This window comes from Candidatus Tokpelaia sp. (assembly GCF_008636115.1).
Lineage (GTDB): Bacteria > Pseudomonadota > Alphaproteobacteria > Rhizobiales > Rhizobiaceae > QLZD01.
In genome coordinates this window covers 21,499-31,198 of the sequence record NZ_QLZD01000044.1, presented here as the reverse complement: position 1 = coordinate 31,198, position 9,700 = coordinate 21,499, and the positions used below count along the sequence as shown (strand labels likewise).

The following is a 9,700-nucleotide window of genomic DNA, read 5'->3' as shown; positions in this document are numbered from 1 at the left end:
GAAATACCCAAGAACAATGCCGTCCACGTTCCTCTTTCTCACTTCAATCCATACTGTCAAAGAACCCTCACTCATATGTACAGTGAGTAATGGCAGAGTAATAAAACCCGCCCCAAAGAAACAGGACAATATCCCGCCGCCCCAGTGGAAGCCGTTATAGGGCACAGACAGGCAATTCGTCAAGATAGAAAATGCGAAAAATGTCAAAAACCGGCATATTTTTTCTATCTCACTGTTTTTATTTTCTTTTGCCAATCAGGCTTTGCCGGCAGTTCAATTTTTCTGTAGGTCTGTTTCCCGGCTCCCGGTAAAAAGGGAAGATCTGTCCTGACGGCTTCGTCGAAAGCCTGAATTCTGCAAGAAAACGGGAGCGCGGGCATTGCTTTTAAACTGAAATTGCGTAAAGTGAGGCCGCATTTAGGTGCGATTACTGTTTATGCACTATGGGGAAAACAGTTTTGCGATGAATTTTATGGAGAAATTGCGACAAAAATCGGCTGGGAAAAGGCGTATTTTTGCTGTTTTAGGGGTTGTATCCGTTATTTTCACCCTGATGCTGGGTTTTCGCTGGCTCACCGAATGGCGTTTTTTGATTAAAACCGATGATGCTTATATAGGGGGCGATATTGCTGCCATTGCCCCCAAATTAAGCGCCTATATTCGCGACGTGCCGGTTGCGGCCAATCAATCCGTGCGCAAGGGCGATATTCTGTTTAACCTTGATGACGGCGATTATCGCCTGGCGCTGGCAGAGACTGAGGCAAAACTGGCCACGCAAAAACGCAGCCTGGCGCGTATAAGCGCACAAATCACCGCCGCACAAGCCAATTTGCGCGATGCTCATGCCGCTTATGATGTTGCCCGGGCGGTTGAGACAAATGCGCAGCTTATTTTTAACCGCACCGGCAGTTTGCAAAAACAGCAGCTTGTGCCGCAATCCAGCCTGGATAAAGCGCAATCGGAGCTTTCGCAAGCCGCAGCCAACAAAATACGGGCAGATGCGCAGATAGAAAATGCCAGAGCCAATATTGCCGTTTTGCAGGCGCAATATGAAGAAACAGCGAGTCAGACAGAATCGCTGCGGCTGGAGCGCGGTAAAGCAGCGCGGGATTTAAGCTTTACTATAATACGCGCGCCTTTTGACGGTATTATTGGCAATTTAACCGGCAAAAAAGGAGATTTTGTCACTAACGGCCAAAAACTGGCAGCATTGGTGCCGGTAAATCAGCTCTATATTGATGCCAATTATAAAGAGACGCAATTAGCCGATATTTACGGCGGTGAAGCCGCCTATATCACGGTAGATGGCTATGATGGCGGCCGGTTTACAGGCGAGGTTTTATCACTTGCGCCGGCCACAGGCGCGGTATTTTCTATTCTGCCGCCGCAAAATGCCACCGGCAATTTTACCAAAGTGGTACAGCGCGTCCCGGTGCGCATTGCCATTCCCGCCAATATTCTGGCCGGCGGGCGCGTGCGGGCGGGTATGAGTGTTATTGTAAAAATTGACAGCCGCACCAGACCCAAACATGCTCTGCCGGTCAAAGCCGCCAATATTGCGGCCGGGCCTGCCGGCACAGCAAAGCAAGCAGATTGATAATGGCCAGGGCACCCACCAGCAATATAACCGCCTTGCGCGGCAAATCCGGGGCAAACAAGCCGAAGGCAGATCAACAGCAAGACGGCACCTCGCTGCCTGAAGCAAAAATAGACAGCCGGACAATTATTGCCTTTACTGCCATGGTTTTCGGCATGTTTATGGCTATTCTGGATATTCAGATTGTTTCGGCCTCGCTAAAAGAGATTCAGGCCGGGCTGGCGGCCGGGCCGGACGAAATTTCCTGGGTGCAGACCTCTTATCTGATTGCCGAAGTGATTATGATTCCGCTTTCGGGGTTTTTAAATCGGCTTTTATCCACTCGAGTGCTGTTTACTCTGGCGGCTGCCGGCTTTACCATAGCCAGCGCCCTATGCTCTACCGCTTCTTCTATCGAGACTATGATAATCTGGCGCGCTTTGCAGGGTTTTATTGGCGGGGCGATGATACCCAGCGTTTTTGCCGTAGCCTTTACCGTTTTCCCGGCCAATAAACGCCATATTATTTCGCCGCTTATCGGCCTTGTTGCAACGATGGCGCCGACAATCGGCCCAACAATCGGCGGCTATTTGAGCAATGCTTTTTCCTGGCATTTTTTATTTCTGGTCAATATTCCGCCGGGCATTATTGTCACCCTTATTGCGTGGAATTTTATTGATTTTGACAAAGCCAATCCGGCTTTGCTGCGCCGTTTTGACTGGCTGGGCCTGATTGCCATGGCTGCTTTTCTCGGCTCAATGGAATATGTGCTGGAAGAAGGCCCGCGCTATGACTGGCTGCAGGATAATCTGATTTACACTTTTTTTATTATTATGCTTATTGGCGGTTTTTTTTTTTTTTCCCGGGTATTGACCGCGGCAGAGCCGGTGGTGGATTTGCGGCCCTTCGCCAATATCAATTTCGCTTTGGGTTCGCTCTTTTCTTTTGCTCTGGGTATCGGCCTTTACGGCCTGACCTATCTTTACCCGCTTTATCTGGCGCGCATTCGCGATTATGACGCGCTGATGATCGGCAAAACCATGTTTGTTTCCGGCCTTGCTATGTTTATGGCCGCACCTCTGGCCGGTTTTTTGTCCTCACGCATGGATTTGCGCTTGCTCATGGCTATCGGCCTCATTTTATTTACCTATAGCGCCTGGCTGGTAACCGGGTTAACCGGCGATTGGGATTTTTGGGAATTATTCTGGCCGCAAATTCTGCGCGGTGTCTCAATTATGCTGTGTATGGTGCCGATTAACAATATTTCGCTCGGCACCCTGCCGCATGAACAGTTAAAAAATGCTTCCGGCCTGTTTAATTTAACCCGCAATCTCGGCGGTGCTGTCGGTCTGGCCGTGCTGAATACGATTTTGATCCGCCGCGGCGATTTTCACTATGAGCGCCTGGCCGAAGCCGTTTCATGGGGCAGAAATGAGAGTGAAGATTTTATTGCCCGGCTGACACAGCAATTTAACATTATCGGGCTGGACGGCGCAAAGGCGGCTTTGGCACAGATTTACAATCTGGTGCAGCAGCAGGCCAATATTATGGCCTTTGCTGATGCTTTTTATATTTTAACTTTGCTGTTTGGCTTTTTATTTTTTCTAGTCGGTTTTGTCAAAAAAGTATAAGCCTATGCCATGCCGGCAACAGCCGGGAACCGGCTACATATTATCATAAAAGCCGGCTGTATCGGTGCGGTTAAAAGAATTTTCCAGTGCCAGTTTCCGCTTCATTTTTTGCCAGACAAACGGGATAGAGGGCAGTTTCCACCACGGATCCTCTTCCCGGCGCATATACATAAACACAAAAATAATAAACATTATCGCTAACTCTTCCCTGTATTTTCTTCCCGGTGGCGATCACGGCCGGCCCTGTCCGGCTCGGCTGCGGTGCGCCGCAAGCACGGCGTATAACCGCAAAAGGCAAGGATTCTCCTGTTATTATGCCGATTCCGGTTCTGCGCTTTATCAAGCCCTCGATAGCAGCAGCCCGGCTATCTCCCGGCTTTTTATTGCTTCTATATAAGAACTTCATAATAAACAAAGAAAGCGGAAAAAGGTTGCATAAGGCCCAAGCTCAGCGGCCGGACGCTGCTTTTTGACAAGAAAACCAAGCGAAAACAGCCAAAATACCCGGCAGAAAGAGTTTTATGCCGGGTATTTTTGGCCTTGTTACAGAAAAATTATGGGGAAGACGACAAAACAAATTGCGCCTTTCCCACCCGCAACATCTCAAAAGGCAAGATACACGGCACACTAAAATACTGGCAGACATCGGGGATTTTCACTCTTTTTAATGCAAAGCTACCCGCAGGTGAAGCAATTTCATGCGTCACAATCGTAAAATTCCCTTCTGCTATGGCATGAGCAATAAGCCAATAATCGGCATTTCCTTGTAAAAATACGTCTTTCGCTTCCGGCTTATAGGAGGGGTGGCGGCTTATAACCCAAGCTGAGATTCTACCGGCCACACTCGGCGCGGCTGGGCTTACGGGCAAAAATAGCGACTTATGCGCGTCCACCCATAGCGATAATTCGTCTGATCCTTTCATCAATTCATCATATACTTTATCGAGGCTAAAAACTTTCCCTGCCGCATTCTCCTTTATTAGCCAATCCCAAAACGCCGGACAAAAATCCAAGCCGTAATGGCGGTTTTTTTCCTCAATAAACACATTGGCGTCTAATAAATACACCATTTATGCGACTTCCCTGCTCTTACATTCTTCACGCCACGCGCTTCATTTCGTCCGCTATTTTGTTAAAAGTTTCAATTTTCTTTGTCCCGACCAGGCGCAAGGCATCGCGATATAGTGTCTGCCCTTCCAGAGTGCTGGCATAGAGAGCCTTAAGAAAGCGTTTACTTATTTGCACCGGCAAAGTGTTATAATAATTACCACCGATCGATGAATCTTTTCGGTTCTTTTCCCGCTCTGCTTCTTCTTCATCTTTTTGTGCCTGAGAAGCCATATAAGGCTGCCCTTGCTCCCAGGGCAACAGTTTCATATCGGCAAGCCGGCGTGTGACAACCGTTCGGCTGACTTTAAACAAGTTGGATAAACGCTCTATCTCATTATCCAGCTCCGTCTCTTTTTGAAAATTCTCTTGCAAGGCAGTAGCCGGAACCAGAAATTCACCGGCAAAAGCATTACACCATTGCTCCGGTGCATCTTGCGGTTTTGCATCGGAAATCCCTGTTTCTCCGAGGCAAATATGCGCCAGTTCATGCGCAAGAGTGAAAATTTTGCCGGCCTCACTATCTTTGCCGTTAATAAAAATCAACGGCGCATAATCATCAGCAAGAGCAAAGCCGCGAAACTCTCCTACATCAAGAGGACGATGTGTATTGGAACCGACAATGCCGCTTATCATTACCAATATACCGGCTTCTTCCATTTTTTCACGCAAAAAGCGCAAAAATTCCATTTTTGTTTTGGCGAAATATTCTCCATGTGCCGAAAATTTAACAAGAGCGCGCAGTTTCTGCGCCGCGTCATCTGGCTTAGCCTGCATGGTAAATTGCCCGGCAAATGTCACTTTATCCAGCGCATTGGCAACAGCATAATCATGATACCAGTTTTGCCGTCTTTGGCAGAGATAAATCATATCTCTGGCATTGACGCTAATATGCCGCTTTGCCCGGCTGCCAGGCGTGCGAAAATCCTGTATCGGCAAAGCCTCTTCAGGAAGGCTGTCCAAAAATAAATAGCCAATAGGGGCATGAACTTTACGGGCAAAGCGCTCTAACTGTTTCAGGCTTGGCGCGTCTTCCCCCATCTCCCATTCCGCTATTTTAGGGAAGTCTTTGCGCAATTCTTCACTTTGCAGCCCTGCCCTTTCACGCGCCCACCGCAAAAGCTCTGGCTTAATGTGCAGTTTTTGTCCCATTATCTTACTCTGACTGTTATAAAATTCTATAAAATTTATAACGGCCGACTGCTCTAGAGCAGGTTAACAGTTTATTTTTTTCTAATAAGCTTCAATTTAGAGTAAATTTTGTCTTATAAAAATAAACGGCGGGTGCAAAACCCGCCGTTGCAAAATGTCAGAGCTGCCGGCCGATTTTTACACACAATAAGAGCGCAGCGGTTCAAAGCCGTTAAACGCCACCGAGGCATAGGTCGTAGTATAAGCACCGGTGCCGAGAATAAATAATTCATCGCCAATAGTCAGCGACAGCGGCAGCGGATAGGGCGTTTTTTCATACATAACATCGGCAGAATCACAAGTAGGGCCGGCCAAAATGCAAGGAGCGGCCTCATCACCGTCACGCCCGGTCATAATCGGATAGCGAATGGCTTCGTCCATGGTTTCCGCCAGACCGTTAAATTTACCGACATCAAGATAAACCCAGCGCAGATTGTCATTATCCGCTTTTTTGGAAACCAGCACCACTTCCGTGCGCAAAAAGCCGGCATTGCCAACCATGCCGCGCCCCGGTTCAATAATAGTCTCCGGGATACGATTGCCGAAATGGCGGGAAAGCGCATCAAAAATCGCCATGCCATAGGATTGCGCTGTCGGCACATCTTTCAGATAACGGGTGGGGAAGCCGCCGCCCATATTTACCATTTTCAGCGTAATGCCTTCTTTGGCCAAAATATCAAAAACCTGCGCCACATCAGCCAGCGCTCTGTCCCAGGCAGTCAGATCGGTCTGTTGCGAACCAACATGAAAAGAGACGCCATAGGCCTCCAACCCCAGTTTTTGCGCATGGCGCAAAACATCAACCGCCATAGCCGGCACACAGCCGAATTTGCGCGATAGCGGCCATTCCGCTCCGGCGCCATCAGTCAAAACACGGCAGAAAACGCGCGCCCCCGGGGCAGTGCGGGCAATTTTTTCCACTTCTTCCACACAATCGACAGCATAGAGGTTAATGCCCAGAGTGTGAGCGCGAGCAATATCTTTTTCTTTTTTGATAGTATTGCCAAAGGAAATCCGCTCCGGCGTTGCCCCGGCTTCCAGCGCCATTTCAATTTCTGCCACCGAAGCCGTGTCAAAACTGGAGCCTAATGAGACTAAAAGGCGCAAAATTTCCGGTGCCGGATTAGCCTTTACCGCGTAAAAAATGCGCGATTGCGGCAAAGCTTTTTCAAAATTACCGTAATTTTCCCGCACAATGTCCAGATCCACCACCAGACAAGGCCCGTCAGGACGGCGAGTTTTCAGAAAATCCACAACGCGTTGTGTTACCATGGTCGTTCTCCCACGAGCCAAAGGCGCTTATGCAGCCGGGTAAACAGCCTGCACCATAAGCAGCTCAAAATACCTGCTCCGCGTCTGACAAACAGCTTTGTCACAAAAGCAGGCCGTTGCAAAACAACCGCCAAGGAGCCGGGCAAAGCCTGGCTATCCCAAACGGCGATGACGAAACCGAACAGCGCGCCAAACGCGTTGCTCTATTTTGCTGCCTTTTACGATTGGAATTGGAGAACCTTTTCCGCACTGAAGGCAAGGAGGGGGTGCCTCTAAGCATACCGACAGAACAAAGCTCAAAATCAAGCCCGGACAGCCGAATAACATCTGAAAGGCCCGCACCGTCGTTGCTTCAAGATGTCCTCCCTTTTTCAGTTGGCTGAAAAAGCGACCGGAGCGGTTAGTTCCGGGTACCTTACCGTTTATCTCACCATTTCGAGACTCGGCGGACACCCACAGGCACGTGCGACTTTGGGCGAAGTTTATATATACTGTTACCGCCGCGTTTTCAAGTAAAAATTCCTTACCGGCAGCAATTTTTCTCAAACCCTGTCTACCCGCCTTTGTCCACCAAAACCTGTTATTCCCCGCTTATATATAAATATCTCTTATAGAGATCTGCTGCCGGTTATTTTGGCTTCATCAATAGCGGTTTTTCGCCGGCGATAATGATTTTGCCGAGTCATCTGACAGCCGCAAAACCGCCAATAATCTACCGTGCCCGGCCGCGATTCTCGTTCTGCCGGCTATCGCGACAGCAAGATCAAAACTCCGGCAGAAATTCTGACGGCTACTATCCCGGACAGAATCCCTATAATTTTGTCTGAAATTTTCCCCATTATCTGTGCCTTCCCGGCAGCACAATCGCTGCAATAACCGACAGTCAAAACGCGGAGCGCCGGCAAGCGGCTTTTTTACCTCATCACTATTTACGCCGCCACAATCTGCTGCCCTGATAAAAAAGCCGCCCTCGCAAAAGCAGAGAACGGCTTCAATATTATAATTTCAGGTGCTCATGCCAGGCAACAAAATCATGCCCTGCCGCAGAAAAGACTGAGCCGGCTCGCGCCCACAACAGAGCGCTTTTCGGAAAAGCTTAAAATAAACGGCAGAAACGGCTGAGATTATGGCTATCACCGCCGCGCGCGCATAAAAAACGCGCTTCAGTCGCCTGAGGCGCGAAAAACCTTGTCTATGATTTTAACAGGTCAGCAGTCTAACAGGTTTGCCCTATGTCTTCACAATCTTTATAACAGGAATAGAAAGACTCCCATATTTCCTTTAGTGCTTGAACCACGCGAAAGACTATAGACATTTTTTATTAAAGTTTTTCATTTTAAATTTTTATTGGCGGCAAGAAAATGAATCCTCACTTTGTCAAGATGCCCCTTATCTCATTATTTCGAGACTCGGCCGAAACCCACAGGCGCCTGCAACTTTGGGCAAGGCCTTACATAGGCTGTCGCACCGGATTTCAAGCAAAACTTTTGCGCGGACGGCTATTGCCCTGCTTATAATCATCACCGGCTGCCATGTCGCCTTGCCGGAGAGCCGGCGGCGTTTTAGCCGGATTTTGCTTATATGCCTGCCGGTCGCAAGGCTCTCTGCCGGCAGGCTATGCTTTATCTCGGCCAGACAAAAGCCGCCCTCGCAAAAGCAGAGAACGGCTTCAATATTGTAATTGCAGGTTTCAATACCGGGCAATAATCGGGCAAAGCGGCAAATTATGCCTCGGCACCACCCTCAGCCGGCACTTCTGCCGCAGCTTTGGCCGCCTCAGCGGCTTCTGCCGCTTTGGCCTTGGCTTCTTCTTCTGCCTGTTTGGCAGCGGCCAGGCGCTCCTGCGCCTTTTTGCCCGGCTCAGCCTTGGCCGGGTTATGGCGCGCCGGACGCTTACTCAAGCCGGCAGCGTCGAGAAAACGCAAAACACGGTCAGTCGGCTGGGCACCATTGGCCAGCCAATGTTTAATACGCTCTTCCACCAGTTTCACCCGTTCACCGTCTTTCGGCAGCATTGGGTTCCAGGCGCCAAGCTTTTCAATAAAGCGGCCGTCACGCGGGCTGCGCACATCGGCCACGACAATATGGTAATAAGGGCGCTTTTTAGAACCGGCGCGGGCGAGACGAATTTTCAATGCCATAATTTACTCTCCTGTTACACATTCCTTACACAGTATTTCGTGCAATAATTTTACGAATTCTCTGCCCGCAAGATCTTGCGGGCTGTCAACCATGGCATTTGCGCCATAAAACTCCATTTATTTGCGCCCGCTGCCGGCCAGGCAGGCTAGCCTGCCCTGAGCGCAGTATTTATTTGCGCCTGTGCATTTGCACCTCCAATTCATCAAGAGGCGGGACAAGCGGCACAGGCTTGAACACATCGCGATTATCGGCATAGGTTTTGCCCTGACAAACACAGCAGAAAACAAGCAATACCAGCGCCAGCGGGGTGAAAAGCCAGCAGGCAATAGAAGCCAGCAAGCACACCCAGAAGCGAGCGCACACTCCCGGAACAGACAGATTTTTACCAAGGCCAATATCAATTAGCCGCAACTGCAAAAGCCGCGCGCCAAACAACACAGAAAGCACCAAACCGGCCAGCAAGCACACTAGCGCCCCAAAGCTGAACATAACCGCAACAAAGCCGAAGCCGCCTGCGCCGTAAGCGCTGGCGGTAAACGGCAGCGCCGCTGCCAGCAGGCCCCCGCCCCATGCCACGCCCAGAATAACCAGAGCTATAGTGAAAACCAGCCAGCTCACCACACTTAAAAGCAAAAACTCCAGACAGCCGATCATACCGTTCGGCGCTATTGAGAACAGCATGCGGCCAAAAGGCTGCACAGCGCCCCGACGACCCGGCTCTTGCCTGTTTCCCGGCTGCTCTGTCCGGTTCTGCTGCCTTGTATGTTTCATAATCGTTTTT

The 9,700-nt window shown here is 49.6% G+C and carries 9 protein-coding genes; 2 read left to right on the top strand and 7 right to left on the bottom strand.

All coding sequences use genetic code 11. From position 1 onward, the window contains the following. The coding region (locus tag DPQ22_RS09045) for a hypothetical protein (RefSeq protein WP_210244026.1) at positions 1 to 255 on the bottom strand (255 nt) is incomplete at its 3' end. Positions 256 to 436: 181 nt separating this feature from the next. Here DPQ22_RS09045 and DPQ22_RS08455 point away from each other — a divergent pair. Next, positions 437 to 1,597 (top strand): HlyD family secretion protein, encoded by a 1,161-nt coding sequence (locus tag DPQ22_RS08455; RefSeq protein WP_425305163.1) that lies wholly within the window; start codon positions 437 to 439, stop codon positions 1,595 to 1,597. A 2-nt stretch (positions 1,598 to 1,599) separates the two neighbouring features. After that, complete coding sequence (locus DPQ22_RS08450) at positions 1,600 to 3,207, top strand: DHA2 family efflux MFS transporter permease subunit (protein WP_150215117.1); 1,608 nt, start codon at positions 1,600 to 1,602, stop codon at positions 3,205 to 3,207. A gap of 33 nt (positions 3,208 to 3,240) precedes the next feature. Here DPQ22_RS08450 and DPQ22_RS08980 read toward each other — a convergent pair whose 3' ends face one another. The 6 genes from DPQ22_RS08980 to DPQ22_RS08425 form a co-directional block, all read right to left on the bottom strand. Further along, positions 3,241 to 3,399, bottom strand: coding sequence for a hypothetical protein (locus DPQ22_RS08980; RefSeq protein ID WP_190323206.1), 159 nt, complete (start codon positions 3,397 to 3,399; stop codon positions 3,241 to 3,243). Positions 3,400 to 3,761: 362 nt separating this feature from the next. Further along, positions 3,762 to 4,277, bottom strand: coding sequence for a DUF4411 family protein (locus DPQ22_RS08445; protein ID WP_150215115.1), 516 nt, complete (start codon positions 4,275 to 4,277; stop codon positions 3,762 to 3,764). Between the two features lie 28 nt (positions 4,278 to 4,305). Beyond that, positions 4,306 to 5,466, bottom strand: coding sequence for an ImmA/IrrE family metallo-endopeptidase (locus DPQ22_RS08440; RefSeq protein ID WP_150215113.1), 1,161 nt, complete (start codon positions 5,464 to 5,466; stop codon positions 4,306 to 4,308). A 177-nt stretch (positions 5,467 to 5,643) separates the two neighbouring features. Beyond that, complete coding sequence (locus DPQ22_RS08435) at positions 5,644 to 6,777, bottom strand: type III PLP-dependent enzyme (RefSeq protein ID WP_150215111.1); 1,134 nt, start codon at positions 6,775 to 6,777, stop codon at positions 5,644 to 5,646. Positions 6,778 to 8,501: 1,724 nt separating this feature from the next. After that, on the bottom strand, positions 8,502 to 8,918 hold the full coding sequence (gene rpsP, locus DPQ22_RS08430) for a 30S ribosomal protein S16 (protein WP_150215109.1): 417 nt from the start codon (positions 8,916 to 8,918) through the stop codon (positions 8,502 to 8,504). A gap of 169 nt (positions 8,919 to 9,087) precedes the next feature. After that, a complete protein-coding gene (locus DPQ22_RS08425; RefSeq protein WP_150215107.1) occupies positions 9,088 to 9,690 on the bottom strand; it encodes a DUF898 domain-containing protein in 603 nt (200 codons plus the stop codon). Between the last annotated feature and the right edge of the window lie 10 nt (positions 9,691 to 9,700).

Coding starts and splice junctions, on each gene's coding strand:
- DPQ22_RS08980 (WP_190323206.1), bottom strand. CDS start 3,399: ATGTTTATTATTTTTGTGTTTATGTATATGCGCCGGGAAGAGGATCCG.
- DPQ22_RS08435 (WP_150215111.1), bottom strand. CDS start 6,777: ATGGTAACACAACGCGTTGTGGATTTTCTGAAAACTCGCCGTCCTGAC.
- DPQ22_RS08450 (WP_150215117.1), top strand. CDS start 1,600: ATGGCCAGGGCACCCACCAGCAATATAACCGCCTTGCGCGGCAAATCC.
- DPQ22_RS08425 (WP_150215107.1), bottom strand. CDS start 9,690: ATGAAACATACAAGGCAGCAGAACCGGACAGAGCAGCCGGGAAACAGG.
- rpsP (WP_150215109.1), bottom strand. CDS start 8,918: ATGGCATTGAAAATTCGTCTCGCCCGCGCCGGTTCTAAAAAGCGCCCT.
- DPQ22_RS08440 (WP_150215113.1), bottom strand. CDS start 5,466: ATGGGACAAAAACTGCACATTAAGCCAGAGCTTTTGCGGTGGGCGCGT.
- DPQ22_RS08455 (WP_425305163.1), top strand. CDS start 437: ATGCACTATGGGGAAAACAGTTTTGCGATGAATTTTATGGAGAAATTG.
- DPQ22_RS08445 (WP_150215115.1), bottom strand. CDS start 4,277: ATGGTGTATTTATTAGACGCCAATGTGTTTATTGAGGAAAAAAACCGC.